Origin of the sequence: Sphingomonas alpina (genome assembly GCF_014490665.1) — a bacterium.
Classification (GTDB): domain Bacteria; phylum Pseudomonadota; class Alphaproteobacteria; order Sphingomonadales; family Sphingomonadaceae; genus Sphingomonas; species Sphingomonas alpina.
This window is the reverse complement of sequence record NZ_CP061038.1, coordinates 3,974,269-4,001,126: the sequence shown is the minus strand read 5'-3', so window position 1 is coordinate 4,001,126 and position 26,858 is coordinate 3,974,269. Positions and strand designations below refer to the sequence as shown.

General features: G+C 65.6%; 25 protein-coding genes. 4 read left to right on the top strand and 21 right to left on the bottom strand.

Annotated features, from left to right (window positions below; genetic code table 11):
• Positions 1–24: 24 nt before the first annotated feature.
• The 11 genes from H3Z74_RS18545 to hisG form a co-directional block, all read right to left on the bottom strand.
• Complete coding sequence (locus tag H3Z74_RS18545; protein WP_187761043.1) at positions 25–219, bottom strand: DNA gyrase inhibitor YacG; 195 nt, start codon at positions 217–219, stop codon at positions 25–27.
• Positions 216–1,172, bottom strand: coding sequence for a ribonuclease (locus H3Z74_RS18540; protein ID WP_187761042.1), 957 nt, complete (start codon positions 1,170–1,172; stop codon positions 216–218). Before H3Z74_RS18540 ends, H3Z74_RS18545 begins: the two co-directional genes overlap by 4 nt.
• Positions 1,165–1,785 carry a Maf family protein gene (locus tag H3Z74_RS18535; RefSeq protein ID WP_187761041.1) on the bottom strand — a complete coding sequence of 207 codons (621 nt, stop codon included), beginning with the start codon at positions 1,783–1,785 and terminating at the stop codon, positions 1,165–1,167. The genes H3Z74_RS18540 and H3Z74_RS18535 overlap by 8 nt, the downstream gene beginning before the upstream one ends.
• A 119-nt stretch (positions 1,786–1,904) precedes the next feature.
• Positions 1,905–2,123 (bottom strand): translation initiation factor IF-1, encoded by a 219-nt coding sequence (gene infA, locus H3Z74_RS18530; RefSeq protein WP_010162480.1) that lies wholly within the window; start codon positions 2,121–2,123, stop codon positions 1,905–1,907.
• 393 nt (positions 2,124–2,516) lie between these two features.
• Positions 2,517–3,416, bottom strand: a complete 900-nt coding sequence (locus tag H3Z74_RS18525) for an oxygenase MpaB family protein (protein ID WP_229726668.1) — start codon at positions 3,414–3,416, stop codon at positions 2,517–2,519.
• A gap of 43 nt (positions 3,417–3,459) precedes the next feature.
• The gene (locus H3Z74_RS18520; protein WP_187761040.1) at positions 3,460–5,409 is read right to left on the bottom strand and encodes an alpha/beta hydrolase family protein; all 1,950 of its coding nucleotides are present in this window, start codon (positions 5,407–5,409) and stop codon (positions 3,460–3,462) included.
• 166 nt (positions 5,410–5,575) lie between these two features.
• Positions 5,576–7,699 (bottom strand): sodium-translocating pyrophosphatase, encoded by a 2,124-nt coding sequence (locus H3Z74_RS18515; protein WP_187761039.1) that lies wholly within the window; start codon positions 7,697–7,699, stop codon positions 5,576–5,578.
• 104 nt (positions 7,700–7,803) lie between these two features.
• Positions 7,804–8,706 carry a thiamine-phosphate kinase gene (gene thiL / locus H3Z74_RS18510; protein ID WP_187761038.1) on the bottom strand — a complete coding sequence of 301 codons (903 nt, stop codon included), beginning with the start codon at positions 8,704–8,706 and terminating at the stop codon, positions 7,804–7,806.
• Positions 8,707–9,084: a transcription antitermination factor NusB gene (gene nusB / locus H3Z74_RS18505; protein ID WP_229726667.1), complete on the bottom strand. Its 378-nt coding sequence runs from the start codon at positions 9,082–9,084 to the stop codon at positions 8,707–8,709.
• Between the two features lie 129 nt (positions 9,085–9,213).
• Complete coding sequence (gene hisD, locus H3Z74_RS18500; protein ID WP_187761037.1) at positions 9,214–10,503, bottom strand: histidinol dehydrogenase; 1,290 nt, start codon at positions 10,501–10,503, stop codon at positions 9,214–9,216.
• Positions 10,504–10,533: 30 nt separating this feature from the next.
• Complete coding sequence (gene hisG, locus H3Z74_RS18495; protein WP_187764396.1) at positions 10,534–11,196, bottom strand: ATP phosphoribosyltransferase; 663 nt, start codon at positions 11,194–11,196, stop codon at positions 10,534–10,536.
• A gap of 76 nt (positions 11,197–11,272) precedes the next feature.
• On the opposite strand from hisG, the gene H3Z74_RS18490 reads away from it, so the two are divergent.
• Complete coding sequence (locus H3Z74_RS18490) at positions 11,273–12,316, top strand: DUF2332 domain-containing protein (protein ID WP_187761036.1); 1,044 nt, start codon at positions 11,273–11,275, stop codon at positions 12,314–12,316.
• 21 nt (positions 12,317–12,337) lie between these two features.
• Here the strand turns inward: H3Z74_RS18490 and H3Z74_RS18485 are convergent, their stop codons facing one another.
• A complete protein-coding gene (locus H3Z74_RS18485) occupies positions 12,338–13,225 on the bottom strand; it encodes an alpha/beta fold hydrolase (protein ID WP_187761035.1) in 888 nt (295 codons plus the stop codon).
• 196 nt (positions 13,226–13,421) lie between these two features.
• Here H3Z74_RS18485 and H3Z74_RS18480 point away from each other — a divergent pair, with 196 nt between their 5' ends.
• Positions 13,422–14,693, top strand: a complete 1,272-nt coding sequence (locus H3Z74_RS18480) for an MFS transporter (protein WP_229726666.1) — start codon at positions 13,422–13,424, stop codon at positions 14,691–14,693.
• Positions 14,694–14,946: 253 nt separating this feature from the next.
• Here the strand turns inward: H3Z74_RS18480 and H3Z74_RS18475 are convergent, their stop codons facing one another.
• The 5 genes from H3Z74_RS18475 to H3Z74_RS18455 all read right to left on the bottom strand — a co-directional run bounded on the left by H3Z74_RS18475 (position 14,947) and on the right by H3Z74_RS18455 (position 20,223).
• Positions 14,947–16,122, bottom strand: a complete 1,176-nt coding sequence (locus H3Z74_RS18475) for an MFS transporter (RefSeq protein WP_187761034.1) — start codon at positions 16,120–16,122, stop codon at positions 14,947–14,949.
• Between the two features lie 50 nt (positions 16,123–16,172).
• A complete protein-coding gene (locus tag H3Z74_RS18470) occupies positions 16,173–16,718 on the bottom strand; it encodes a helix-turn-helix domain-containing protein (protein WP_187761033.1) in 546 nt (181 codons plus the stop codon).
• Between the two features lie 56 nt (positions 16,719–16,774).
• On the bottom strand, positions 16,775–17,434 hold the full coding sequence (gene pgmB / locus H3Z74_RS18465) for a beta-phosphoglucomutase (RefSeq protein WP_229726665.1): 660 nt from the start codon (positions 17,432–17,434) through the stop codon (positions 16,775–16,777).
• Positions 17,431–19,728, bottom strand: coding sequence for a glycoside hydrolase family 65 protein (locus tag H3Z74_RS18460; RefSeq protein ID WP_187761032.1), 2,298 nt, complete (start codon positions 19,726–19,728; stop codon positions 17,431–17,433). The genes pgmB and H3Z74_RS18460 overlap by 4 nt, the downstream gene beginning before the upstream one ends.
• Positions 19,729–19,878: 150 nt before the next feature.
• Positions 19,879–20,223 (bottom strand): hypothetical protein, encoded by a 345-nt coding sequence (locus H3Z74_RS18455; RefSeq protein WP_187761031.1) that lies wholly within the window; start codon positions 20,221–20,223, stop codon positions 19,879–19,881.
• A gap of 14 nt (positions 20,224–20,237) precedes the next feature.
• Between H3Z74_RS18455 and H3Z74_RS18450 the strand changes: the two genes are divergently transcribed.
• The gene (locus H3Z74_RS18450; RefSeq protein ID WP_187761030.1) at positions 20,238–20,891 is read left to right on the top strand and encodes an alpha/beta hydrolase fold domain-containing protein; all 654 of its coding nucleotides are present in this window, start codon (positions 20,238–20,240) and stop codon (positions 20,889–20,891) included.
• Between the two features lie 258 nt (positions 20,892–21,149).
• On the opposite strand, the gene H3Z74_RS18445 is transcribed toward H3Z74_RS18450, so the two are convergent.
• Positions 21,150–22,196, bottom strand: coding sequence for a LacI family DNA-binding transcriptional regulator (locus H3Z74_RS18445; protein ID WP_229726664.1), 1,047 nt, complete (start codon positions 22,194–22,196; stop codon positions 21,150–21,152).
• Positions 22,197–22,338: 142 nt separating this feature from the next.
• On the opposite strand from H3Z74_RS18445, the gene H3Z74_RS18440 reads away from it, so the two are divergent.
• On the top strand, positions 22,339–24,768 hold the full coding sequence (locus tag H3Z74_RS18440; protein ID WP_187761029.1) for a TonB-dependent receptor: 2,430 nt from the start codon (positions 22,339–22,341) through the stop codon (positions 24,766–24,768).
• 45 nt (positions 24,769–24,813) lie between these two features.
• Here the strand turns inward: H3Z74_RS18440 and H3Z74_RS18435 are convergent, their stop codons facing one another.
• From H3Z74_RS18435 to H3Z74_RS18425, 3 genes are read right to left on the bottom strand one after another with little or no spacing between them, the layout of a single operon-like run.
• Positions 24,814–25,716, bottom strand: a complete 903-nt coding sequence (locus H3Z74_RS18435; RefSeq protein ID WP_187761028.1) for a pirin family protein — start codon at positions 25,714–25,716, stop codon at positions 24,814–24,816.
• Positions 25,706–26,149, bottom strand: a complete 444-nt coding sequence (locus H3Z74_RS18430; RefSeq protein ID WP_187761027.1) for an NUDIX hydrolase — start codon at positions 26,147–26,149, stop codon at positions 25,706–25,708. The genes H3Z74_RS18435 and H3Z74_RS18430 overlap by 11 nt, the downstream gene beginning before the upstream one ends.
• A complete protein-coding gene (locus H3Z74_RS18425) occupies positions 26,146–26,856 on the bottom strand; it encodes a glutathione S-transferase (RefSeq protein ID WP_187761026.1) in 711 nt (236 codons plus the stop codon). The genes H3Z74_RS18430 and H3Z74_RS18425 overlap by 4 nt, the downstream gene beginning before the upstream one ends.
• Positions 26,857–26,858: the final 2 nt, after the last annotated feature.

Below are 26,858 nucleotides of genomic sequence, written 5' to 3'. Positions count from 1 at the left end.
ATATATCCGACAGGAGGCGGCCTCTTAGTCATCGTTATCGGCGGTGTCCAGTCCGGTCTGGGCGTCATTTTCCGCTTCCGGATCGGCCGGGCCGGCGGGAATGCGATAGCCCTCGCCGAGCCATTGCAGCAGGTCGCGGTCGCGGCACCCCTGGCCGCAGAACGGCTTGTGTGTGTCGCTCGGGGGCTTGCCGCAGATCGGGCAGGCGATTTTCTTCATATCTCTCTCGTCTCGAATATCGGCTCGACGCCGGTACGGCGGGCCAGCGCATCGCGCCAGTCGCGCCGCGTCGCCAGCAGGTCGCTGACGCGTCGGGGTACGATATGGTGTCGCGGGGCCGGCGGGGGAATACGCTCGATCATCCGCAGCAGCGCGCGCGTCTCGGCGCCGGCGGGATCGGCGCGCAACCGCTCGGGCAGCGATGCGCGGGTGCGCGGGCGGACGATCTGCAGAAAACCGAAGCCATTCATCGCGGTGCGCTCGAACGGCAGCGGCAAAGCCGCGTCGATCGCGGCGGCGACGGCCTGGCGCGCGGCCTTGCCGGCGAGCGTCGGAAAGTCGATGCCGATCGATCCGCCGATATCATGGCGCAGGATCGCGGCCGCGACGGCATGCGCTGCGGCAATGGCAAGCGGCTCAAGCGGTCCGCCGCCATCGACATCGAACAGGGTCATCGCCGGGGTCGGCGTCATGCGCAGCGCGCCGCCGGCAAAATCAATCTCCCCGTTGGTCGCTTCTTCCAGTATTTCGGACCAGCCCGCCGCCTCGAGATGATCGGCTTCATGTGCGCGGCATTGCCGGACCGGGTGGCCAGTGGCGGTGATCCGCGCGAGCAGGTCCGCGCCGGTGACAGGGGGCGAATCGCTTGGGGCACAGCGGGCAAGCTTGGCGCGGCCGGGTTCGGGAATGGCCTCGCGGATGATTTCGACGCTCAGCCTGGCGCCCTGGGTGATGCCGGCGGGAAGCGGGGAGAGCAGGGCCTCCGCACCATCATCGAATATGACCCGGCCTTCGCGGCCCTTGATTGTGATGTCGACCAGGCGCGCAACCGCGACGGTGCCGACCAGCGGGCCGATGCTGTCGGGTTCGATCCGCGCCATGATGATCGTGTCGCCTTCGACCAGCACGGCGCGCTGTTCGCCGATGCCGGCTTCATAGAGCCATTCAGGCAAGGGGCCGCCCTTGTGGAATCCCCTGCTGAAGCAGGGGCAGGCCAGCGCTGGTCAGCAGCGCACGCGTCTCGAACAAGGGCAATCCGACCACGCCCGAATGGCTGCCGGAGAGGAAGCGCACCCAGGTTTCCGCGCGACCCTGAATGGCATAGCCGCCGGCCTTGCCCATGCCTTCGCCGCTGGCGACATAGGCGTCGATATCCTCGCGGCTGAGCGGCTTGAACGCGACGATCGTGTCGGACAGGCGGGTGCGCACCTTTCCCGCCGCGTCGATCACGCATACCGCCGACAGGCAATGGTGACGGCGACCGGAGAGCAGGCCGAGCATGCGCCGCAGATCGGCTTCGTCCTCGGGCTTGCCGAGAATGCGCTGGCCGACCGCGATGGTCGTGTCGCCGGCCAGGATCACCTCGCCCGGCGCACGATCGACCGCATGCGCCTTGGCGGCTGCGATGCGCTCGACATAGACACGTGGTTCCTCGCCCTTGGCCGGGTCCTCGTCGATATCGGGCGCGGCGATGCGATCCGGGACGATACCGATCCGGGCAAGCAGCTCCAGCCGGCGCGGACTGGTCGACGCGAGGACGAGCTTGGGAGTGGAGGGCGACGTCATGGCGAACAACAATCCGTTCGTGCTGAGCTTGTCGAAGCCCCGTTCTTTCTTCTTCCGGATGTCGGAAAGAAGAGCGGCCCTTCGACAAGCTCAGGGCGAACGGGAAAGCAAAGCCGCCCTTACTTGAACCGGTATGTGATACGGCCCTTGGTCAGGTCATAGGGCGTGAGTTCGACGAGCACTTCGTCGCCGACCAGCACGCGGATGCGGTTCTTGCGCATCTTGCCGGCGGTGTGACCAAGAATTTCATGGTCATTCTCAAGCTTCACGCGGAACATGGCGTTGGGCAAAAGCTCCACCACCTGGCCGCGCATTTCGAGCAGTTCTTCCTTGGCCAAACAAACCTCTGGTGATTTTGGGGAATTCTTGAACGCGGGCCTTTAGCCGAAGACGCGCGAGAAGGGAAGCGGGGGACTTCATGGCGAAGATCCATGCGTGTCGCCGTGCCGGGCCGTATCGATTCAACCACGACAGCGATCATGCCAGCGTCGTGCCGGACGGGACCTTCAACCGGGGCCCAGCCGGCTCTTTCTCATGATGAATATAAAGAATGATCGGCACCGCTGTTCCGGTGAACGGCGACCCCTGTTCCACCCCTGTTATGCCGCGACCCACCCCTGTTATTCAGAACAGGGGTGGATGGGCATAAGCTATTGAAAATAATATGTTATTCCGACCGAAAAATCCAACTTAACAGCGGTGGCTTTTTTATTTGCCGAAAACAGGGGTGGTTACCCCCGCGATGCCGCTCGTGCGCGCAGCAGCGAGTCCTTGCGGGCGGTGCGTTCGCTGAGCGCCCAGCGCAGCGCCATGCCGATGCTCGCGGCGCCGGCGCGGACCAGATGGCGCTGCCCGCGCGACCGGGTCAGGCCGTGCATCGCCGCGGCCCAGGGCGGCAGCAGGTCGATCCCCGCCGCCATGGTCAATGACTGCATCGGCTTGACCGCCAGCGTGTCGGCGGGCGGGTTGAACAGGGCATGGGCGATGGCGCGGGTGCGCTCGTCGCTGCGCAGCTGCGGGCGCATCGCCTCGAGATAGGCGTCGACTGCGGCGCGGCTCCGCGGGATATTCGTTGCGCCGAGCCGCTCCGCGACCACCGCGACTTCGGCGAAATAGCGATCCTGTCGTGCCACCGGCATCGCCGGGTCGCGATAGCGCCGATAGGCGGCAAGGAAGCTTGCCGATTCGGCGACATGGACCCAGGTGAGCAGTACCGGGTCGGTCGCGGAATAAGGCGTGCCGTCGGGCAGGGTACCGCTGACCCGGTCATGGATACGGCGCACCCGGTCGATCATCGCCTCGGCCTGTTCGGTCGAGGCATAGGTGGTGCCTCCGACGAAGCGCGCGGTGCGGCGCAACCGCCCGCGCATGTCGCGGCGGAAATCGCTATGGTCCCATACCCCGGCCAGTGCGGCGGGGTGGAGCATCTGCAGCAGCAGCGCGGCGACGCCGCCGACCATCATCGTCGCGAAATCGCCATGCACGTCCCAGGCAACCGACCCGGGACCGAACAGGCCATTATCGCCGGTCGACAGGTCGAACGGGATATCATTGGGCGACGGACCGACCAGGCTGTCGATCTGCCGTTCGACCAGGGCGCGGACCGGGTTCATGCCGGTGATGTGGGGCATCCGGGCGGTAACCTCAATCCTCCCGGTGCCGGGAGGATTGAGGTCATGCCGGATTATATTGTTTCAGGAACGCCTCGAGTTCGGTCAGGAACTGGGCACGGTCGGCCTGGCGCGAGAAATGATGGTCGCCGAGCGGCTGTTCGACATAGCGATAGGGTTTGCCCGCTGCCTTCAGCTTCTCGACCATCTCGCGCGATTGCTTGACCGGCACGACCCGGTCGACCTTGCCATGCATGATCAGCATCGGCACGCTGAACTCGGCGGCGTGATTGATCGGCGATACGTTTTTCAGGTCCGGCGCCTGCTGGCGCATCCAGTCGCCGCGCGCGCCGCTGTTGAGGAAGCGGCTGTCATAGCGCAGCATCGCGGAAAGGTCGGAGACCCCGGCATAGGACACCGCGCAACGATACAGGCCGGTATCACGCTGCGCCGCGCGGAACGCGGCATAACCGCCATAGGACCCGCCGACGATGCAGATGCGCTTGGCGTCGGCCAGGCCGCTGCCCGTCGCCCATTTGACCGCGTCGACCAAATCGTCCTGCATCGCCAGGCCCCATTGGCCCTGGCCTTTTTCCGCAAAGGTGGTGCCATAGCCCGATGAGCCACGATAATTGGGCTGCAGCACGGCATAGCCGCGGCTGGCGAGGAATTGCGCCCACCAGTCCCAGCTTTCGTCGTCGCGCGCGAACGGGCCGCCATGCGGCATCAGAATGAACGGCAGGTCCTTTGCGGCCTTGCCCTTCGGTACGGTGAGTATCGCGGAGATTTCCAGCCCGTCGCGCGCCTTGTACTTGATCGTGCTGACCGGCGACTGGGCGTCGGTGCCCAGCGCTTCATTGACCTTGGCCAGGATGCGCAGCCTGCCATCGTCCGGCCGATAGACATAATAGGCGCCGGGGCGGTCGGCGCCGGCGACCTTGACGATCAGCACGCTGAAATCACTGCTCCACGAGGTGATCTGCGCGTGCCGCGCCCCGACGGCCTTGTCGATATCGGCCTGAATCTTCGCCAGGGCCGGGTCGAACCAGTGCGTGCGGGCGCGCGTGTCGGTATATTGCACGCCGATGATCCGGGTGCCGGTGGCATCGGGAATGATCCCGCCGATGTCATAGCCCGGCTTGCCGAACATCTTCTCGCCGGTCTTCAGCGTGGCGAGGTCGAAGGCGTAGAGCGCGTTGAAGCCGTCGTCGTCGTCGAACGCCAGCGCCTTGCCCGACTCGGGCAGGAACATTGCGGGAAGGCTGCCGAGCGAAGCGCCGCGGCCGCGCGCCTTGCTGACGGTGCGGAACGATTTGGTCGGGTTGTCGCGGTAGAGCAGGCGATAGGAACGGTTGTCGTCGTTATAGGCAACGCCCATCCGCACCATGCCGGCGCCATCGGTGAACCAACTCGATACTTTGTCGGTCGAGGGGACGACGCGGACACTCTTGCCCGTGCTGACATCGAAATCGCGCACTTCGGGCCAGAAACCCGGATCGTTGCTATAGACCGAGGTCTGCATGGCGAGCAGGATGTGCGGCGATCCATCGCGCGCCATCCACAGCACATTGCCGGCATTCTGCGCCGCAGTCCTCGCGCCAAGTATGGAGATCTTCTTGCCGTCCGCGCTGACCGCGGCAGTGCGGGTGAGATACCAGTCGTCACCCTCGACCTTCTCCGTCGCCCCGATATTGGCGATCAGCCAGTCATTATTGACCCATTCCCAGTCGTTGAGATCATTGTCGCCCATCCCGAGCATGACCATTTTCTTCACGTCACCAAGCGGCACGATGGCGAGGCGCAATTGTCCGGCGATTGCGATGCGCGCGGCGATTCTGGTGCCGTCCGGTGACAATTCCGGTGCGGTCAGGAACGGCAGGCTGGCGAAATGGTCGATCGGGATCGGTGCGGCGGGCGCTACCGCTGGAGAGATGGTTGGCGGGGCCGGCGACTGCGCCGCGGTCGGGCCGACGGCGATGGCGACGGCAAATACCCCGATCAACTTCCGAATCATATTCCCCAGCCCCGATCTCATGTCCCGATGGCGTAGTTTGATATCGCGCTGCGCAGCCGCTTGAAAGCATTGCCGAAAGAGAACGCATCCATAGCGGGCAAAAATGGAAACGGCCCGCGCGGACAGTTCCACGCGGGCCGCTCCTGCGACCGGAAGGTCGGGCCTGTCAGGCCGCGTGCGCGAGCGCCGCGAGCAGCAACAGGGCAACGATGTTGGTGATCTTGATCATCGGATTGACCGCCGGACCTGCCGTATCCTTGTACGGATCGCCGACAGTATCGCCGGTCACCGCGGCCTTGTGGGCCTCGCTGCCCTTGCCGCCGTGATTGCCGTCCTCGATATACTTCTTCGCATTATCCCATGCGCCGCCGCCCGAGGTCATCGAGATGGCGACGAACAGTCCCGACACGATCACGCCGAGCAACAGCGCCCCGAGTGCCGCGAAGCCGCTCGCCTGATCCGATACCGCGGTGATGATGAAGTACACTGCGATCGGCGCGAGCACCGGCAGCAGCGACGGGATGATCATCTCCTTGATCGCCGCCTTGGTGACGAGATCGACGGTGCGGGCATAGTCGGGACGGCTGGTCCCTTCCATGATGCCGGGATTGTCGCGGAACTGGGCACGGACATCCTCGACCACCGATCCCGCCGCCCGGCCGACCGCGGTCATGCCGAATGCGCCGAAGCTGAACGGCAACAGCGCGCCGAGCAGCAGGCCGACAATGACGTACGGGTTGGAGAGCGAGAAATCGACGTTGAGATCGGGGAAATAGATCCCGAGATCGGTCGTGTAGGCACCGAACAGCACCAGTGCGGCGAGTGCCGCCGAGCCGATCGCATAGCCCTTGGTCACCGCCTTGGTGGTGTTGCCGACCGCATCGAGCGCGTCGGTGCGGTGACGGACATCGTCGGGCAGGCCGGCCATTTCGGCGATGCCGCCGGCGTTATCCGTGACTGGACCATAGGCATCGAGCGCCACGACCATGCCGGCCAGCGCCAGCATTGCGGTCGCGCCGAACGCGATGCCGATCACGCCCGCCAGCTGATAGCTGGCGATAACCGCGATCGAGATGACGATCGTCGGCAGCGCCGGGCTTTCGAGGCTGACCGCGAGGCCCTGGATGACGTTGGTGCCGTGGCCGGTTTCCGATGCCTTGGCGATCGACTTGACCGGGCGGTAATTGGTGCCGGTATAATATTCGGTGATCCACACCAGCGCGCCGGTCAGCGCGAGGCCGATCATCATGCACCAGAACAGGTCCATGCCGGTGAAGCCCGAATTGGCCACGCCGGGTTCGAGGAAAGCCGCGCCGCCGATCACGGTGTGCATGTCGCCAAGCGTGTACTGGGTGGCGAAATAGATCGCCGGGATCGACAGGATGACCGTGGTCCAGAAGCCCTTGTAGAGCGCGCCCATGATCGAATTGTTGCTGCCGAGACGCACCATATAGGTGCCGATGATCGAGGTGATGATGCACACGCCGCCGACGATCAGCGGCAGGCCCATCAGCGCGAGCAGCTCGCCGGCCGAGGCCTGGACGAGCAGGGCGATCGACACCATCGTCACGCCGAGCGTCACGACATAGGTTTCGAACAGATCGGCCGCCATGCCCGCGCAGTCGCCGACATTGTCGCCGACATTGTCGGCGATGGTGGCGGGGTTGCGGGGATCGTCCTCGGGAATGCCCGCCTCGACCTTGCCGACCAGATCGGCACCGACGTCAGCCGCCTTGGTGAAGATGCCGCCGCCGAGACGCGCGAAGATCGAGATCAGCGAGGCGCCGAAGGCGAGTGCGACGAGCGAGTCGATCACGATGCGCGAGGTCGGCGCATGTCCGCCGGGACCGGTCAGGTACCAGAAGAAGCCGGCGATCGCGAGCAGGCCAAGGCCGGCCACGAGCATGCCGGTGACCGCGCCCGAGCGGAACGCCATGGTCAGGCCGCCCTGCAGCGAGGTGCGCGCGGCCTCCGCGGTGCGGACGTTCGCCTTGACCGACACGTTCATGCCGATGAAGCCGGTCACGCCCGACAGGATCGCACCGATCGCGAAACCGATCGCGGATACGTAGCCGAGGAAGAAAGTGACCAGCGCCGCGACGACGATGCCGACAATGGCGATGGTGCGGTATTGACGGCCGAGATAGGCCTTGGCGCCTTCCGCGATCGCGGCGGCGATATCCTGCATCTTTTCATTGCCTGGGCTCGCGGCGAGCACCTGGCGGCTGGTGATGATGCCGTACACTACGGCAATCAGGCCGCAGATTATGGCGGCATAGACAATCGTCATGCTGATCCTTCCCCTTTATGTCGCTTGGGACGGATGGTCAGGCTGACCGCGTCCCCTACGGTTTGGGGAAAGGTATAAGGCGGGTAACGCGGAGCGCAACCCGGTCAGATATCGTGCTGAAATCCGAGATGACTGGGAAGCGGCAGCACATCGCCGCCGTCATGCAGGATCAGACCGGCGCCAGGGTCGAACCGGCCGATCGGCGTTGCCGTTGCCGGTGGGGTATGGCCAGGGGGTGCTGCGAACAGCAATTCATAATCGTCGCCCGCGGTCGCGGCGGCAAGGCGGGTGTCGCGGGTGCGGCCGGCAAAGTCGAGATAGGCTTGGGAGAGTGGCATCGCGGCAAGATCGATCGTCACCGCCAGCCCCGATGTCTCGGCCATGCGCCGCGCGTCGATCAGCAGGCCATCCGACACGTCCATCATCGCATGAACATGGGGGGCAAGCGCGCGGCCCTCGGCGAGACGGGGCTGGGGACGGCGATAGGCGTCAAGCAGTTCGTCGGGTCCCGGCTTGCCCCGCGCAATGGCAAGGCCGGCGCCGGCATTGCCGACCGTGCCGGTGACGTAGAGCAGATCGCCCGGGTTCGCGCCCGAGCGCAGCGGCGTTGCGGCGGCAGCACTCCCGATCGCGGTGAGTGTCAGGATGCGGGGGGCGCCGTGCGGCAGCGACACCGTGTCGCCGCCGAGCAGCGGCGTGTCGAAGCTGCGCAGCACATGAGCGAAGCCGGCAAGGAATGCCGTATCCCAAGCGCCACCGCTCAACGGATAATTGAGCAACACCCCGACCGGCGTCGCGCCCTTCGCGGCAAGGTCCGACAGATTGGTCACGACGAGCTTCCACGCCACGTCCCCGGGAAGGTCGCCGGGCAAGAAGTGGATCGTCTCGACGATCGTGTCGGTGGTCAGGACATATTGGCCGAGACTCGCGCTGTCGTCGGACAGGCCGTTCGCCCCAGGATGGAGCGGCAGGGTGCGCAGCGCAGCGAGGAACTCGGCCTCGGTCACTTAAGTCCGGACATCTTTCGCGATCGCGTCGAGCAGGCCGTTGACGAACCCGGCTTCGCGCTTGTCGAAAAAGGCGTGCGCAACATCGACATATTCGGTGATCACCGTGCCGACCGGCACATCGGGCCGCGCGAGCAGTTCATAGGTGCCGGCACGCAGAATCGCGCGCATCGCCTTGTCGAGCCGGGTCAGGCTCCAGCCCTTGGCGAGCTTCGCCGCGACGATCGTGTCGATCTCGGCCAGCCGTGCATGCGTGCCCTTGACGACATCGTCGAAGAAATCGACCTCCGCCTCGGCATATTCCGCATCCTCGATCGTCGCGCCGAGCCGGTGATTGTGAAACTCATGGAGCAGCGACGGGATCGCGGTGCCCTCCATTTCATGCTGATACAGTGCTTGCGCGGCGGCAAGCCGCGCGGCGGCGCGGGCTTTGGAGCGGGGGCGGTACGTTGGGACATTTGCCCGCTCTTAACGCGGCTGGATGAAAAACCCCACCCCGTTTCCGGCTTATTTGGTCAAGCGCAGCGCCACCGACCTGGCATGTGCTGGCAGACCCTCGGCTTCGGCCAGCGCCACCGCGGCCGGACCGATCGCCGCGAGCGCTGCTTCGTCACACTGCAGGAAGCTGGTGCGCTTCATGAAGTCGAGCACCGACAGGCCGGAGGCGAAGCGCGCGCGCCGGCCGGTGGGGAGGACGTGATTGGGGCCGGCGACATAATCGCCGATCGCTTCGGGCGTGTGACGGCCAAGAAACACCGACCCGGCATGGCGGACGCGGTCGAACAGCGCTTGCGGGTCATCGCAGGCCAGCTCGAGATGCTCGGGAGCGAGGCGGTCGACCAGCGGCATCGCCTCCATCAGGTCGGCCGTGACGATGATCGCGCCGTTCGCATCCCAGCTGTCACGCGCGACGCGGGCGGTGGAGAGCTGGCCGATCTGCAGGTCGACCGCATCGGCGACGCGCTCGGCAAAACTGGCATTGTCGGTGAACAGGATCGACTGGCTGGTCGGATCATGCTCGGACTGGCTGAGCAGGTCGGCCGCGATCCACTCGGGATCGTTCCTGCCATCGGCGACGACCACGATCTCGGACGGACCCGCAACCATGTCGATGCCGACCACGCCGTAAAGCTGGCGCTTGGCCTCGGCGACCCAGGCATTGCCCGGGCCGGTGATGACATCCACCGCGGCAATGCGCCCGGTGCCATAGGCGAGTGCGGCGATCGCCTGCGCGCCGCCGACGCGCCAGATTTCGTCCACCCCGGCGATATGCGCCGCGGCGAGCACGAGCGGGTTGATCTCGCCCTTGGGCGTGGGCGTGACCATGACGAGCCGTTCGACCCCGGCGACCTTGGCGGGAATGGCGTTCATCAGTACCGATGACGGATAGGCCGCACGACCGCCTGGGATGTAGATGCCGGCATGCTGGATCGCGTTCCAGCGTGCACCCAGACGGACGCCGGCGCTGTCGATCGTGTCGCTGTCCGCCGGCTTCTGCTTCTCGTGATAGGCCGCAATGCGCGTGGCGGCGAGTTCGAGTGCATCGCGCAGAGCCGGGTCGAGACCTTCATAGGCCGCGATCCAATCGGTCTTTTCGATCCGCCAGCCGGTTTCGTTCAGGTCGTGATGATCGAACTTCTTCGTGAACGCGGCAATCGCCGAGTCGCCTTCGTCCCGCACGCTGGCAATGATGGTGCGTACGTCGCGCGCGACATCGGCATCGGATTCGCGCCGCGCATTGACCAGGGCAGCGAAGTCGCGGTCAAAGCCGGGGTCGGAGGTGGAGAGCTTCAGCAAGAGGTGAATGCTCCGCAGAGGGGCGGGGCGCTACGCCGCACGAGTCTGGTCTACCGCGCGCCGGAATGCCTCGACCAGCGGCACGACTTCGGTGCGTGTCTTGAACGCGGCGCGGTTGACGATCAGGCGCGAGGTCACTTCGGCGATCACCTCGACCTCGACCAGCCCATTCTCCTTCAGCGTGCGGCCCGACGACACCAGATCGACGATGCGCGGCGCCAGGCCGAGCAGCGGCGCCAGCTCCATCGCGCCGTTCAGCTTGACGCATTCCGCCTGGACGCCGCGCGCCTCGAAATGGGCGCGGGTGATGTGCGGATATTTGGTTGCGATACGCACATGGCTCCAGCCGCGCGGATCGTCGGTCGCGGCGAGCGCGGCGGGCTCGGCGACCGACAGGCGGCAATGGCCGATGCCGAGATCGACCGGGGCGTAGAGCTCGGAATAATCGAACTCCGCCAGCACGTCCGATCCCACGATGCCGAGCTGCGCCGCACCGTGCGCGACGAAGGTCGCGACGTCGAATGCACGGACACGGATCAGGTCGATGCCGGGATTGCTCGTGGCGAAGCGCAGCGCGCGGCTGTCCTCGTCGGAAAACGCCGCTTCGGGCTCGATTCCGGCGCGCTGCAGCAGCGGCACGGCCTCGGCCAGGATGCGTCCCTTGGGGACGGCGATTATCAAGGGAGGGGTGATTGGTGCGGCCATGATCGAGCGGGCTTTACTTGGGGCCGTTCGCGGGCGCAACAACGCCGCCAAAATGGAGGCTGATATGGCGGATGAGCAGAATAATCGCGGTGCATTCCTGATCCAGGAGCATTTCTGCACCGTGATGGGCGCGCCGATCACCGCGCGGATTTGCGCCGCGCTTGCGGTGAGCCTCGACCGGGACACGAAAACCGGCGCGCGGGTGCTCGACTGGCCGGGCGAGCCGACCACCGACGCCTTGCCGCTGCGGCTGGTCGGCGGGCTGCATGCGCTCGACCTTGCCGGCGTCGCGCCGGCGCTTTCGCGCGTGTTCGCAGGTGAGATCGTCGATCCCGACATCGTGCAGCGCATCCTGCGCGAGAGCTTCGCCGCGCATGACGCGGCGCTTTATCCGTGGCTCGATGGCCCGCCCCAGACCAACGAAGCGGGCCGATCGGCCGCCTTGATGACCGGCCTGATCGAAGTCGCGCGGCGTCATGGACCAAAGCTGGAACTGCTCGAGATCGGGTCGAGCGCGGGGCTCAATCTGCTGATCGACCGCTTCCGCTTCGACCTTGGCGGCACGATGGTCGGGCCGGCGGATTCGTCGGTGACGATCCGGCCTGAGTGGCGCGGCGCGCCACCGCCGCAGGTGCCGGTCGAGATCGTCTCGGTGCGCGGCGCTGAGATCCAGCCGGTCGACGTGACCGATGCAAAAGCAGCGGACCGGCTGCGCGCCTATATCTGGGCCGACAATCCCGAACGTACCAAACGCCTGGCGCATGCGATCGCGATGATCGAAGCGCGGCCGGTCGATATGGTGCAGGGCGACGCCGCCGACTGGGTCGGGGCACGGCTTGCAGAACCACAGGCGGCGGGCGTGACGCGTGTGCTGATGCATTCGGTGGTGTGGCAATATCTCGGCGCCGAGCGCCAGTCGCGGATCGAGGCGGCGATGAAAGCGGCGGGGGCGGCGGCAACGGTGGAACGGCCGTTGGCGTGGGTGCGGATGGAGCCGAACCGCAACACCGCGCAGCAGCAAGTGTGGGTGCAGAGTTGGCCAGGGTTCGAGTACGCCGTGCAACTGGCGAACGTGCAGGCGCACGGCGCGTGGGTGGAACCGCTATAGTTCCTCCCGCACCGGGGAGGATTAGCCTAGCCACTCCTGGATCGCGCTCGTTACTGCCTCGGGCGCTTCCCATGGTACGAAATGCCCCGCATCGACCTTGACCAGCGTCATGTCGGGCACCAGCGTATCGAGCCCTTCGAGCTGGCTCGGCAGGAGCGCTGCATCCTTCAGGCCCCAGATCACCAGTGCCGGCTGCTTCAGTGGCGGGAAGGGCGCGTTGAGAAAGGCCGGGCGCTCCGGCGTTTCGTCCATCTCGGGCACGATGATGGCGCTCGCGCGGTACCAGTTGAGCATCGCGGTCATCGCGCCGGGCTGGCCCCATTGGTCGAGATAGATCGGCTTTTCATCGGCGACATTGGCGAAGTCGGTGTGGCGCAGGAAGCTGCTGTCGAAAAAGGCGCTGAGACCGATGCTCTGGATATGCTTCTCGAATTCGGGATTGCGGAAGGCGCGGATATATTGGCTCGCTTCGCGCTGACGGAGGTCATCGAACATCGTCTTCTGGAAGACATAGGGGTGTGGCGCATTGACGATGATCAGCCGTTCGACGCGGTCGGGCCGGGTCAGCGCCGCCATCCAGGCGATCGCGCCGCCCCAGTCGTGCCCGACCAGGGTGAAGGTCGCGATGCCGAAATGATCGGCCAGCGCGGCCAGGTCGGCGACCATCTTGTCCGGGGTGTAATCGCTGACCTCGGCCGGCTTGGACGAACGGGCAAAGCCGCGCTGGTCGGGCGCGAGCACGAAATGGGTCCTGGCCAGTTCGGGAATCTGGTGGCGCCAGGTGCGGTGCGATTCGGGAAAGCCGTGGAGCAGGATGATCGCCGGATTGGCCGGGTCGCCCGCCACCGCGACGTCGAGCGTGACGCCGGTCGGCAGCGCGATGGACTGGAGGTCGAATGCTGCGGTCATCTTCTCTTCCTCTTGCGCCTGCACGGTACGCGCCGTGCCCGATCTGCGGGGTCAGCATAAGCGAGAGGTTGGCCGGGGCAATCCCACGCTGCTCGCAAATGGCGACCGACCTTCTATGAAATGCATTTCTTGCAGGCTCGGCATTTCACGTTAAAGTCGGATTTCAAGGTCCGCAGGACGGATCGGAAGGCGGGGAATGGCGATGGGCACACAGACGCGCGCGGTCATCGCGCTGATCCTGACATATGCGGTCCTCGGCCTGCTGATGAACAGCGTCGGCGTGGTCATCCTGCAATCGATCCGGCATTATGGCGTGACCAAGACGCATGCCTCGTCGCTCGAGGCGTGCAAGGATTTGTCGGTCGTCATCGCCTCGTTCCTGCTTGCCACGCGCTTGCCGAAATTCGGGTTTCGCCGCGCGCTGATCGCGTCGATGACCCTCGTTGGCATGGGCGCGCTGCTCATGTCGATCGCCAACGCCTTCTGGATGACTCAGCTTTTCTTCGTCCTGACCGGCATCTGCTTCGGCACCGGCAAGGTTGCGACCTATGCCTCGATCGGCCTGCTCCGCCCTGACCGCGCCGGGCATGCCAGCCTGACCGGACTGGTCGAGGGCGTGTTCATGGTCGGCGTGCTGATCGGCGTATGGATGTTCTCCTGGTTCATCGGCGCCGATGCGACCGGCACCGACTGGCTGCACGTCTATTGGCTGATCGCCGGTCTGTGCGCGGTGGCGGCCGGATTGTGGGCAATCACCCCGCTCGACGAAAGCGCCAACGAGATTGGGGCAGAGCCGGAAAGCGCGGCGGCGAAAAGCGCGGGCTGGCGGCAGATGCTGCGGCTGCTCGCACTGCCGACCGCAATCGCCTTTCTCGTCTCGATCTTCCTCTATGTGCTGATCGAGCAGAGCATCGGCACCTGGCTGCCGACCTTCAATAACGAGATCCTCCATCTGCCGCCCGAGATGAGCGTGCAGGCATCGAGCATTTTCGTCGCGGCGCTCGCGATCGGCCGGCTCGGCGCGAGCGCGCTGCTGCGGCGGATCCACTGGTTGAAGCTGATGCTGGCCTGCATCGTCTGCGTCGCCGCCCTGGTGCTGCTGACTCTGCCGACCACTCAGGGACTGACGCTGCGCCCCGGTGTCGGCTGGCTCAATGCGCCGGTCGCGGCCTATGTCTTCCCGCTGATCGGGGTGTTCATGGCGCCGATCTACCCAACCCTGTGCTCGGTCATGCTCACCTCGCTGCCGCAGGAAAGGCATGCGGCGATGGTCGGGCTGATGGTGATCTTCTCGGCGCTGGGCGGCACGATCGGGTCGTTCCTGACCGGCATGATCTTCCAGCACCTGTCCGGGCAGAACGCCTTCTACATGACATTGGTCCCGCTGACGCTGATCGCGATCGCGCTGATCCGCTTCGACCGGATGATCGGGCGCGGATCTGCGCACGCGGTGCCGGCAGAGGCATAACGCTTCGAGCGCACCGGGCATATCGGCAGCCTGTGCTATGCCATGTTCGACACTGAGAAAGAGCGTGCCGATATCAATCCGGCAAGCGATGACATGCCCGATCCCGTGCAATGGTTGAATCGCCGTCGAGAACGGCCGGCCGGAGATATGTTACACCAGGGATGTAACATATCTCTTCCGCTATTGTATCAGAGGATTGAGATAAATCATTATATATCAGGCGTTTATATAATATATACCGGCGCTGGGATCTTCAAGTCCGGCGTGTGCTGCCGACCCCTTCGGCCGCCGCGACGGCCGCGAGCATCAGCAGCGTGAGCAGCGCGACAGCAATGCCCAGCCCGGCCCAGCCCCATAGACCCACGACCAGGCCACCGAGTGGCGGCCCGATCAGCGCACCCCCAGCACCGAATTGCGTCAACAGGCCATTCGCCGTGGCGATGCGCGGGTCGTGCGGGCTTTGCGCGCCAGCCAGGATCGGCAGCCGTGCGAACATCAGCGGCGAGACGAGGCCGCTCAGCAGGATCGCGACCACGATGATCGTCGCCGTTGCGGTCAATCCGGTCCCCTGGCTACCAAGGGCGATAGGAACCAGCAGGGCGGCGGCGACAAGGGAAGGGACGGCCACCATGAGAAGGCGGCGCGACGACAGCTTGCCTTCGCGCATCGCCAGGATCGCCAGCCCCGAAGCCGGCAAGGCGGACAACGAGGCGACCGCCGCGATCATCCCGGCTACACTCAGTGTCGCGGATCGCTGCTCGATCAGGAAGGTGGGCAGCAACATGGTGAGCGCGCAGAGGAACAAGGTATAGACGCCGAACGCCAGGGTCGAGATCCAGGCCGCGGGCGCGGGCAACGCGATCCTCTGGCTGTCGCCGCCGCGGATCGGCAGGCGCAGCACCGGCACGATCGCCGCCGCAAGCAATACCGCCCAGAGCAGCATGATGCCGCGCAAGCCGAGGGGCGTCACCGCTACGCTGGTGATCGCGCTGCCGATCGCGATCCCGACCGGAACGAAGCTGCTCCACAGCGCCAGCGCGCGTGGCCGGCTGCGATCATCGGCGATGCCGGCGATCGCGGTCGGCGCGGCGATGACGGCGAGGAGATAGCCGATCCCTTCGACGGCGCGCACCGCGAAGAGGGCTCCGGCACTGGTGACCAGCGCTTCCAGCAGGCTGGTGAGTGCAAGTATCGCCATACCGGCGAGCAGCGAGCGTCGGCAGCCGATCCTGCCCAGCCCCAGCCCCGCGACGAAACCGAACAGGCCACCGCCAACCTCCAGCAGGGAGATCAGCAAGCCCGTTGCCGGCAGCGACAGGTTGAATTGTTCACGCAGCAGCGGCGCGATGACCGAGAATTTGGCGAGCTGTGCGGCGGCAAGCACGCCGATCAGCCAGAGCGTGATGATGGTAGGCCAGCGTCCGAGCATAGGCAGCGGCTAACCGCTGCGCGGCGATTAGGACACGAATAAAATATGCATCAGCCGATTGTCGTGGTGAGCCGGCCGGTCCGGCCGTCCGCGAGCGGGATCGTTTCCCATTCCATCAGGCTCGGCAGCACCTCCACGATGGCGCTGTGATTGGCGCCGGTGAGGAAGCGCAGCTGCTGGCAAGGCCGATCGAACCAGCCGCGGTCATAAAGGCTTTCCTCGGCCATCACGATCTCGGGGCTGGCGAAACGCCAGAGCGACTGCCCAATGAGCTCGTCCGCGCTTGCCGCCCAGCTTGCCGCACGTGCCGGTGATGCGGCGAGCAGCCGGTGAGTCGCGTCGCACACCAGATGCACCGGCAGCGTCGAACTGGCGACGAGCCGTTTCAGCGCCGCATCGGCATCATTGTTCGCCTGTGCCGCGATCCATTCGATGATGCGATCGCGGTGACAGGCTTCAGGTTCATGCGCACCGCTTTCCCAGCGCGAGATACTGCCCTGTGAAACGCCAAGCAGTTCGGCGGCATGGCCTTGTTTGATGCCGTTGAGACGGCGGAAGCGGCGCAGGGCTCTTCCGACAGGCAGATCGCACGTCATGCATCGTTGTATAGCGAGACGCGGCGATCCGGTCACCCGCAGGTGTCTCGAAAACTTTAAGCCGACCGATACTCGCCGAGGCGGAACGCGCCGATTGCGGCAATCACCCGGTCGGCATTGGCCAGCACCGCCGGTGACCCGATCCCGAGCGACGCCATGCCCGCGGCGCGGATCGCGGTGATTCCGGCCTCGGCATCCTCGACGCCCAGGCACAGCGCTGGCGCCACATCGACGGCGCGCGCGGCGGCGAGGAAGATGTCGGGTGCCGGCTTGCCTGCGGCGACCGCTGCCGGGTCGGCGACCGCATCGAACAGGGTGGCGATGCCGAGCCGTTCGAGCAGCAGCGGCGCGTTACGGCTGGCCGAGGCGAGGGCGATCTTCAGTCCGGCGCCGCGGGCTTCCTCCAGCACGGCGCGTGCGCCGGGGAACAGATCGGCGGGCGTGAAGCCGGCGATCTCCTCAAGATACCAGCCATTCTTGACCGCGGCGAGCCGGGCACGCTCATTTGCGTTGAATCCGGGCCGGTCACCGATGATGCGGTCGAGCGAACCCATCCGGTCGATGCCCTTCAACTGCTCGTTGGCGGCATGGTCGAACGGCACGCCGATGCTGTCCGCGAGCCGTTTCCAGGCGCGGAAATGCGCCTCGGCGGTGTCGGTCAGCACCCCGTCGAGATCGAAGATGATCGCGGCGAGCAGGCGCGGGAAGGCGTTCACGCGCCCAACCGTCGCGTCTCGCCGGGGGCGAGCGTAATATTCTGGTCGCGGTGCGCGAAGCTCACGGCCGGGCCGTCGAGGTTGCGATAAGTTGCGCCGCCGGCATCCACATCGATCCTGAGCCGCGACCCGCGCCACAGCATGGCAAAGCCATATCCGCGCCACGCCGCCGGCAGTGTCGGCGCGAAGCTTGGCGCGCCTTCGCGCAGGCGGAATCCGCCAAAGCCCCAGGCAAAGGCGAGCCAGCTGCCCGCCATCGCCGCCATGTGCACGCCGTGATCGGTATTGTGGTGCAGATCGTCGACATCGACGAACGCAGTGCTGCGGAAATGCCGCCACGCTTCGTCGCTGCGCCCGACATCGCTCGCCAATATGCTGAAGCTGCATGCCGACAATGTCGAATCATGCGCGGTGACCGAATCATAATGGTCATAGGCGCGGCGCTTGCGTTCCCTATCGATGCCGTCGCCGCCCAGCACCAGGCCAAGCACCAGATCGGCCTGTTTGGCGACCTGATGCCGGTACAATGTCATCGGGTGATAATGCAGCAGCAGCGGGAATTTGTCGGCCGGGGTGCCGGCCAGGTCCCAGCGCGGCTTGTCGAGGAAGCTGTCGTCCTGCGCATCGATGCGCAGCTTCTCGTCATAGGGCAGGCGCATCGCATCGGCGGCGGCGGTCCAGGCGGTGGCCTCGGCCGGGGTATAGCCGATCCGCGCGGCGGTGTTTGCCCAGGCATCGGGCGCGGCGGCGGCGACCCGGTCGACCACCTCGGCCGCGAGGCGCAGATGCGCCTGTGCCATGCGGTTGGTGTACCAGTTATTGTCGATCAGCGCGGTATATTCGTCCGGACCGGTGACGCCGCGGATGCAGAACTGGCCGGTCCGCGCCTCATGCGCGCCAAGCGCGATCCACAGCCGCGCGGTCTGCACCAGCATCTCCGCGCCCATTTCGACCAGGAAGCCGGTGTCGCCGGTCGCCTTGTCGTAAAAGCCGATCGCATAGGCGATCGCGGCATTGATATGATATTCGGCCGAGCCGCTGGGATAATGCGCCGAACATTCGCGTCCGGCGATGGTGCGCCACGCGTAGAGAGCGCCCTGGTCATGGTTGAGCGCTCGGGCATTGGCGATCGCCGCGTCGAGCGTCGCATAGCGGTAAGCCAGCATCGCCCGCGCGATCTCCGGCGCGGAAACGGCGAGCACCGGCAGCATGAACACTTCGGTGTCCCAGAAATAATGACCTTCATAGCCCTGGCCGGTCAGCCCCTTGGCAGCGGCGCTGCCCTGGCCGTCGCGCCCGGCCGACTGGAACAGGTGAAACAGGTTGAGCCGCAACGTGGCCGCGGTTTCACATCCTTGGGCCGCCTCGTCGCCCTCGATCTCGACCACGGCGTTCCGCCAGAAGGCGTCGAGCGCCGCACGCTGGCGATCGACCAGTGCGTCGAAACCGGTATCGGCCAGATCGGCAGCGGTCGCCGCTGCGATATCGCTCAGGTGGTTCGGATCGGTCGCATCGGCCACGACCGCGTAGCCGGTGAAGATCTCGATCGAGATGCTGCCGTCCGCCACGACCTGCGCCTGTGTCTCACCGCGTATCGCCTGGGTCGCGGCGACGGCGATGCCGCTGCCGCGCAGCTTTTCGACGACCATTTCCGGTCGCAACTCGCCAAAGGGGGCGAAGCCGTGCGCGTGGAGGTTGACGCCGAGCCGAGGATCGTCGGCCTGTCCTGCTGCGGTCGGGGCGGGGAGCAGGCGCGGGGTGAGCGCGATGGCGGCGGCAAAGCCGATCGGCGACACGGCGATGCGCCGCGCATAGCCGGTGGTGCCGTCGAGCGGCACGAGCCGCTCCGCGCGCACGGCGATGCGGCGCCCATCGGCCAGTCGCCAGCGCGTCTCGCGGGTCAGTACGCCCGATCGCAGGTCGAGCGTGCGCCGGGTGCGCTCCGCCGATGCCGTGGTGAAATCGATCGCACTGCCGCCGATCGCCACGTCCAGCCCGATCGCTTCGGCGACCGGCACGCGGGTGTCGGTGGTTTCGGCAAAGCCGCGGAACCGCTCATGATAGACGATCGGGCTGACTTCATAGGCGGCGGTCAGAAAGGTCGATCCGTCGCCGCCGCCAAGCTCGTCGATGCTTGCGCGGACGCCGATCGCTCCATTGGCCAGCGCGAAGATCGTCTCGGCCCAGCGTTCCTGGGTCGGTGCCGGCCCATCGATCGACAGCGTCCAGCCGCCATCGCCGATCGCGATGCGCGACTTGCTCGCCGGCTCGGTCCGCTCCACCTTCGCGTTCATTGTCACCCTCTGCCTCGTCCCGCGCTCAATCGACTGCTTTGCAACGATGCTGCGCGATGATATCGATTTCAGTAATGGCGTCCGGATCGAGATGCCGCAAGGAGAAATGTCATGAACAGGTTGTTCCCGGCGCTGATCGCCGTGCTTGTTTCATTCGCTGCGACACTCGCTCATGGGCAAAATGCGCCACCGGCGAAACAGGCGGGCGATGTCGCCGTGCCGGCCTTTACCGCACCCTATTCGGCCTTTGCCTCGGACGAGGCGCGGCGGCTGTTCGTGCGCGATGTGTTGCAGCCCGGCCCGCCGATCGGCGCCGATATCGCCGCTGCACGCGCCCATTACGACCGGATCAATTCGGACCGCGTGGTGCGGCTGCGCGCACTTTACCCGGTCGATATCAGGGAAGTCACGATCGGCGGCGTCGGTGCCCAGATCGTCACGCCGCGCGGCGGCCCGAGCAAGGCGAATGCGCAGCGCGTGCTGATCAACCTTCATGGCGGCGCCTTTTTGTGGGGGCGGGGTCGGGTGCGCTGGTCGAGGCGATCCCGGTCGCCTCCGTGTCGGGCATCACCGTCATCACGCTCGATTACCGCATGGCGCCGGAAGCGCGCTTCCCCGCCGCGAGCGAGGATGTGGCGGCCGCCTATCGCGCGCTGCTCAAGACGCACAAGCCGGGCCAGATCGGCATTTACGGTTGCTCGGCCGGCGGCATGCTGACTGCCGAATCGATTGCCTGGATCGCGCGCCAGGGGCTGCCGCGCCCGGCCGCGATCGGCATGTTCTGCGCCGGTGCGGCGGAGATGCTGGGTGATTCGGCGGTGACGGGGCCGGCGCTGACCGGCCAGCCGGTGACCGGGCCGCTAAAAATGGCGGCATTGCCCTATTTCTTCGGCGCAAAGGCCGATGATCCGCTGGTCGTGCCGATCCGCGATGCAAAGGTGCTGGCGGCGTTTCCGCCGTCGCTGCTGATCTCCGGCACGCGCGATTTCGCATTGAGCGCGGTGCTGAAAACGCATCAGGAACTGGTGCGGCTCGGCGTCGAGGCGGAACTGCATGTCTGGGACGGGATGTGGCACGCTTTCTTCTCCGATCCCGAGCCGGCGGAATCGAAGGAATCCTATGCGGTGATGGCGCGCTTCTTCGACCGGCACCTAGCGCATTGAATGCTGCGGGCTGCAGCTTCCGGCGTGAATCAACCCTATCGGCTGATGTGCACCGTGCTCGCGGGATGACATTTGATTTAACGCCCCGTCATACTCGCGAAAGCGAGTATCCCGCTTCTTCTTCCAAGTGCGGGGCAAGGCAGCGGGATCCCCGCTTTCGCGGGGATGACGAAGGGAGCTCACCCAAAGTCATCTGACGTGCGCTCCGCGCGAACAATCCTCTTCGGGCTCAACCCGAACGGACGGGGGCAACTGCGCTCAGGTGTCGCGCACGATCAATCGGGTCGGCAGCATCACCGATTTGGGCCGCGTGCCGTCGATCAGCTGCATCAATTTCTCGACCAGGATCGCGCCGGCAATGCCGGTCTCCTGCTCGATCGTGGTGATGCCGGGGGTGAAGTGCGCGGCGGGCGGGATGTTGTTGTAGCCGACCAGCGCATAATCCTGCGGCGTCTGGTGCCCGGCCGCGCGGAAGGCGCCGATCACCGCCATGGCGGCGGTGTCGGAAAAGGCGAACACCGCATCGGGCCGCGCATGATCGCGGATATAGTCGGCGGCGCGCTGAAAGGTCAGCGCATAGGCCATGGAATCGATCGCCAGGTGATCGATCACGATATCCTGGCCGCTGTCGCGCGCCGCCTGTTGCAGCCCCTTGAAGCGCAGGTCGATCTCGGCATGATCGATATTGCCGACGAACAGCCAGCGTTTCGCGCCGCGCGCCAGGAAACGCTCGCCGGCGAGGCGCCCGCCGGCGAGATTGTCGCTGCCGACTGCGCAATAAGGGCCGCCCGGATCGACCGCGCCCCATACCACCAGCGGCAGGCCGGCCTTCGCCAGGCTGGTCAGCAGGACATGGCGCGTGCCCTGCCCGAGGATGATGAAGCCGTCGGTCGCGCGTGCGCGGTACAGATCCTGGAACCCGCGCGCGTCGCTCAGGCCCGGGGGCGACAGCAACAGGTCCTGGTCGCGGATCGACAAGGCTTCCGACACGCCGGCAAGCAGTTCGAAGATGAACGGATCGCCGATCGCGCCGGCGCGGTGCGATCCGAAATCGAGCACCACCGTGACGGTGTTGGCACGCGACTGGCGCAGTTTCTGGGCATTGCGGTTGACCGCATAGCCATTGGCCCGCGCCACCTCGAGCACGCGGTCGCGCGTCTCCGCCGTGACCAGGGGGCTGCCGTTGAGCACGCGTGAGACGGTCGGTTTCGATACCTTGGCGAGTCGCGCAATGTCGCTCATGGTCAGCGTACTGCCGGCCGGATCGGCCGCACGTGCGCGTTTCTGTTTCACCCCGTCGGCCATCGCCCCACCCTAGGGTCAGCATGCAGTAGCGGCAAGACAACACGACATATGGTGGATGCAATAGTTCTTGAAATGCATTTCATGATTGGATACCAATATGGCTCGAAGGCGCCGCGAGATGCGCCTGACCGGGAGGATGGACATGGCATTTCAGATCAATCGCACGCTGCTGCTCGGCGCGGCTCCGCTGGCTCTGGCGATCGCTTGCGCCGCGCCGGCCCATGCGCAGGATGCGGCACAAGCGGCCGCGTCGGCAGCCGACCAGGCCGCTGCACCGGCTGACGAGCAGATCGACACCAGCACCGACGACATCATCGTGGTCGGTACCGCCGGCGGCGGCACCCGTCGCCAGGATGCGGCCTTTGCCGTCACCTCGATCAATGCCGAGGATATTTCGCGGCTTGCGCCATCAAGCACCGCCGACCTGCTGCACTCGGTCCCCGGCGTCAGCGCGGAAAGCTCCGGCGGCCAGAACGGCGCCAACATCTTCGTGCGCGGCTTTCCCTCGGGCGGCGATGCGGAATTCGTGACGCTGCAGTCTTCCGGCGTCCCGATTTTCCCGCCGCCCACCTTGTCCTTCCTCGAAAATACCCAGCTGTTCCGCATCGACGACACGATCGCCCGGGTCGAGGCGGTGCGTGGCGGCACCGGCGCACTGTTCTCGTCGGGCCAGCCGGGCCTGACGGTCAACTTCGTGCAGCGCGAAGGCAGTCAGACGGCCAAGGGGTCGGTCCGGATCAGCGCGACCGATTTCGGCGAAGTGCGCGGCGATGCCTGGGTCTCCGGTCCGCTCGGCGCGAACACCACCGCGATGATCGGCGGTTATTATGCGCAGTCGAACGGTATCCGCGACCCGCAGTTCCGCGCCGAAAAGGGCGGTCAGATCACCGCCAATATCCGGCATGATTTCGGCCAGGGCTCGGTGCTCGTCTATGGCCGCTACCTCAACGATCATGGCCAGTGGCTGTTGCCGGTGCCGGTCGCCCAGAATGGCAACTCGCTCAGCGACTTTCCCGGTTTCGACGCGCAGACCGGCGTGCTGGCCGGGCGCGAGACGCGCTTCTCGACCATCAATACCGGGCGCGTGGTCGACCTGGCCGATGGCCGCGGCGCGAAAATCTTCAATGGCGGGGTGAATTTCGACTATGAAATCGCCGATGGACTGAAGATCCGCGAACGCGCCAGCTATATGAAGGGCAGCGCCGATACGGTTGGCCTGGTGCCCGATGGCGCGCCAATGACGGCGGCGGACTATGCCGTTGCGAAATATGGTGCGGGCAGCACAATCGGGTCGCTGACCTATGTCGATGGCGGCGGCGCGGTGCCTGGATCGACTCAGGTGATTCAGGCCGGCATCTGGGAAGTCCGCAAGCAGATCGAATCTTTCGTCAACGACCTGTCGCTCGAATTCAAGAGCGGCGACAACACACTGACCGTTGGTGGCTATTTCGCGGCCTATTCGTCGGATGATCGCTGGAACCTCGGCAATGGCCAGTTGCTGACCGCCGAGGAACATGGCCGTCGCCTCAACCTGACGCTTGGCGATGGTCGCCAGGCGACCCGTGCGGGCTTCGTCCAGGGGGCGACCTTCAACGTCAACGCGCAATATGACGGGCGGGATTATGCCGCCTATGCGGTCGACGAATATCAGATCACGCCGGAACTGCGCATCGATGGCGGCATTCGCTGGCAGCGTCACACGGTGACTGGGCGGCTGGAGAACAACAGTTTCGGCGTCGATACCGATGGCAATCCGAACACGCTGTACAATAACGGTACGGCGGTGCTGAACGGCACTTTTTCGGGGCTGCCCAAGGGCGATTACAGCGGCTCGAAGCTGTCATGGACGGCAGGCATCAACTATGATTTTTCCAGTCAGGTCGGCGCGTTCGCGCGCTACAGCCGCGGCAACAGCTTCCCGTTCTTCGATGCTCTGCGCGACGGTGTGACGATCGCGCCGAAGGTCGACAGCTATGAGCTGGGCCTGAAGGTATCGACTCCCTTGGTCAGCGCCTATGCGACCCTGTTCCATAATGATTTTACCGGCCTGGGCGTCAGCCGCATCATCAACAACCTTCCGGTGATCTCGATCGGCGGCGCGCGGACCACCGGTATCGAGTTCGAAGGATCGATCCGGCCGGTCCAGGGTTTCAGCATCGATCTCGGCGCGACCTATCTCGATTCGAAATATCGCAACTTCTTCACCAATATCGATGTCAGCGGCCTGCAGGTGCAGCGCCAGCCCAAATGGCAATGGCGCGTGACGCCGACCTATGAGCATGATTTCGGCGGCGCCAAGGCGGCGGTCTTCACCACGCTCAGCTATATCGGCGACCGTTTCTCCGATCCCGAGAACAAGCAGGTGCTGCCGAAATATTACAAGCTCGACGCCGGCGTGTCGCTGACGGTGTCGGAGAAGATCAAGCTGCAGGTCACCGGCGACAATCTGACCAACCGGATCGGCCTGACCGAAGGCAATCCCCGGATCATCGGCGCGCAAGGGTCCGGCACGATCCTCGCCCGCCCGATCCTGGGCCGGTCGTTCCGTTTCTCGGTCGGATACAGCTTCTGATCCCCGGGGCGCGGGGTGCCTTGCCCGGGCACCCCGCGAATCCGTTCAGGGATAGCTGACGGTCAGGGGCACGTCGGGGATGGGAATCCATTCCTTGTCGTCGCCCGGCACCTTGGGGAAATTCCCCGCGGTCCAGTCGCGCCTCGCCTGGTCGATGCGCGCGCGGTCGGATGACACGAAATTCCACCAGACATGGCGCGGGGTTGCGAACGCTTCGCCGCCGCACAGCATTACCCGGCCGCCGCTTGCCGAGCGCAGGGTCGCGGCGATACCGGGCCTGAGCACGTATAGCGTCATTGGTTCGAGCGTCATGCCGTCGAGGCTTGCCTCGCCCAGCGCGACATAGAGCGCGCGTTCATCGGCCCCGGGGTCGATCGGCACGCTGCCGCCGGGATCGAGCACGATGTCGGCATAGATGGTTTCGGCATAGGTGGTGGTCGGTGCCGCTGCGCCCCACAGGCTGCCCATGATGATTCGCGCGCGGGCGCCCGACGTCTCGACCACCGGCAGTGCGGCCTTGCCGACATGCTCGAACGCCGGGTCCATCTCCTCGTCCTTTTCGGGCAGCGCGATCCAGGTCTGGATGCCGGACAGCTCCGGCCCGATCGCGCGCTCGGCGCTGGGCGAGCGTTCGGAATGGACGATGCCGTGGCCCGCGGTCATCAGATTGACCGCGCCCGGTTCGATCGTCGCCACGCTGCCGACCGAATCGCGATGGTCGATCGCGCCGCCGAACAGATAGGTCACGGTGGCGAGATTGATATGCGGGTGCGGCCGCACATCGATGCCCTGGCCGATGTCGAGATGCGCCGGGCCCATCTGGTCGAAGAACAGGAATGGCCCGACCATGGTGCGCGGCCGGGAGGGCAGGGTACGATGAACCTTGAACCCACCCAGGTCATGCGTGACCGGGGTGATCGTCTGCAGGATCAGATCGTCATTGGTCATCGCTATGCTCCAGGATCGCGCTCAGGTCCTCGGGAAAGATCGTCTCCGGCCAGCCGGTCAGTTCGTCGCGAGCGAACCAGCGATGTGCTTGCATCACGCGGCGTTCAAGCTCGGTATGGCCAGCGGTGTCGATCGTGCAGGCGCCGGCGGATACGCGGAAATAGCGCTCCTCGGCGATGACGGGAACATTCTCCAGCGTGGTGAATGTGACGGTGCGGCGATGCACTTCCGGCCCGCAGTCGAGGTCGAGCCCGGTCTCCTCGCGCAGCTCGCGCCGTGCCGCTGCGGCGAAGCTCTCGCCCGGATCGATCGCGCCGCCCGGCGTCGCCCAGAAGGGCGGGCGGTCGCCGGCATCGAAGCGGAACAGCAGCACGCGGTCCTGATCGTCGGTCAGCAGGATGCGTGCGGCCGGGCGCCTGGCGAGCGTGGTCATTCGCCGTCCAGTTCGGGATAGTGGCGGAAAATGCCTTCCCTGTTGAAGGCCAGGCGCCGGTCGCTCTTCAGATAGGCCTGAATGCCGGGGAGTTGCGCGACCTGGTCATGGAGGCGGATCAGGCCGGGATAATCGCCTTCGATCGCGGCCATTCGCCGGGGGAACATGTAGCGCAGCCCTTCCACGATCTGGAACAGCGAGGTGTCGGCATAGGTCCAGCGACCGTCGATCAGCCAGTCGCCCGGGTTGGCGGCCAGCGCATCCTCGAAATAGCCGAGGAATTTGGGCATTCGGCCGTCGCGAAATTGCTTTGCAGCGCGCCCCGCTTCGGGCTTCTGGTCGTGATAATAGGCCCGCATATCGACCGGGTGATGCACATTATGCACCTCCGCGACCAGGTCCGTGACGGTCAGTTGCAGCTGATGGATCCAGTAGCGATCGGCAGCCGCCTTGGGCACCAGGCCGTGACGGTCGCCGAGATAGAGCAGGATATCGGCAACCTGTGCGATGACCAGCCCGTCGGTTTCGAGATAGGGCGGCGCGAACGGCGCGCGGCCCAGGCGCGCTGCCATGTCGGCCAGCAAGCGCTCCTCACCATCCTTGCCGCGCGCACAATCCTCATACTCGATTCCGGCTGCCTCGAGCGCGAGGCGCACGAACTCGCCGCGCCCCTGGATCGCTGGCCAGTACCAGAGTTTGTACGCCATCG

Coding starts and splice junctions, on each gene's coding strand:
- nusB (WP_229726667.1), bottom strand. CDS start 9,084: ATGGAGGGCACCGCGATCCCGTCGCTGCTCCATGAGTTTCACAATCAC.
- H3Z74_RS18425 (WP_187761026.1), bottom strand. CDS start 26,856: ATGGCGTACAAACTCTGGTACTGGCCAGCGATCCAGGGGCGCGGCGAG.
- H3Z74_RS18430 (WP_187761027.1), bottom strand. CDS start 26,149: ATGACCACGCTCGCCAGGCGCCCGGCCGCACGCATCCTGCTGACCGAC.
- H3Z74_RS18545 (WP_187761043.1), bottom strand. CDS start 219: ATGAAGAAAATCGCCTGCCCGATCTGCGGCAAGCCCCCGAGCGACACA.
- H3Z74_RS18525 (WP_229726668.1), bottom strand. CDS start 3,416: ATGCCCCACATCACCGGCATGAACCCGGTCCGCGCCCTGGTCGAACGG.
- H3Z74_RS18535 (WP_187761041.1), bottom strand. CDS start 1,785: ATGACGTCGCCCTCCACTCCCAAGCTCGTCCTCGCGTCGACCAGTCCG.
- H3Z74_RS18445 (WP_229726664.1), bottom strand. CDS start 22,196: ATGGCCGACGGGGTGAAACAGAAACGCGCACGTGCGGCCGATCCGGCC.
- H3Z74_RS18515 (WP_187761039.1), bottom strand. CDS start 7,699: ATGACGATTGTCTATGCCGCCATAATCTGCGGCCTGATTGCCGTAGTG.
- H3Z74_RS18455 (WP_187761031.1), bottom strand. CDS start 20,223: ATGAAGGTTGATCAGCACGCGCTGCGCATTCGCCTTGCTCGGGCCGCC.
- H3Z74_RS18520 (WP_187761040.1), bottom strand. CDS start 5,409: ATGATTCGGAAGTTGATCGGGGTATTTGCCGTCGCCATCGCCGTCGGC.
- H3Z74_RS18475 (WP_187761034.1), bottom strand. CDS start 16,122: ATGCTCGGACGCTGGCCTACCATCATCACGCTCTGGCTGATCGGCGTG.
- H3Z74_RS18490 (WP_187761036.1), top strand. CDS start 11,273: ATGGCGGATGAGCAGAATAATCGCGGTGCATTCCTGATCCAGGAGCAT.
- H3Z74_RS18440 (WP_187761029.1), top strand. CDS start 22,339: ATGGCATTTCAGATCAATCGCACGCTGCTGCTCGGCGCGGCTCCGCTG.
- H3Z74_RS18480 (WP_229726666.1), top strand. CDS start 13,422: ATGGCGATGGGCACACAGACGCGCGCGGTCATCGCGCTGATCCTGACA.
- H3Z74_RS18470 (WP_187761033.1), bottom strand. CDS start 16,718: ATGACGTGCGATCTGCCTGTCGGAAGAGCCCTGCGCCGCTTCCGCCGT.
- H3Z74_RS18460 (WP_187761032.1), bottom strand. CDS start 19,728: ATGAACGCGAAGGTGGAGCGGACCGAGCCGGCGAGCAAGTCGCGCATC.
- H3Z74_RS18485 (WP_187761035.1), bottom strand. CDS start 13,225: ATGACCGCAGCATTCGACCTCCAGTCCATCGCGCTGCCGACCGGCGTC.
- H3Z74_RS18435 (WP_187761028.1), bottom strand. CDS start 25,716: ATGACCAATGACGATCTGATCCTGCAGACGATCACCCCGGTCACGCAT.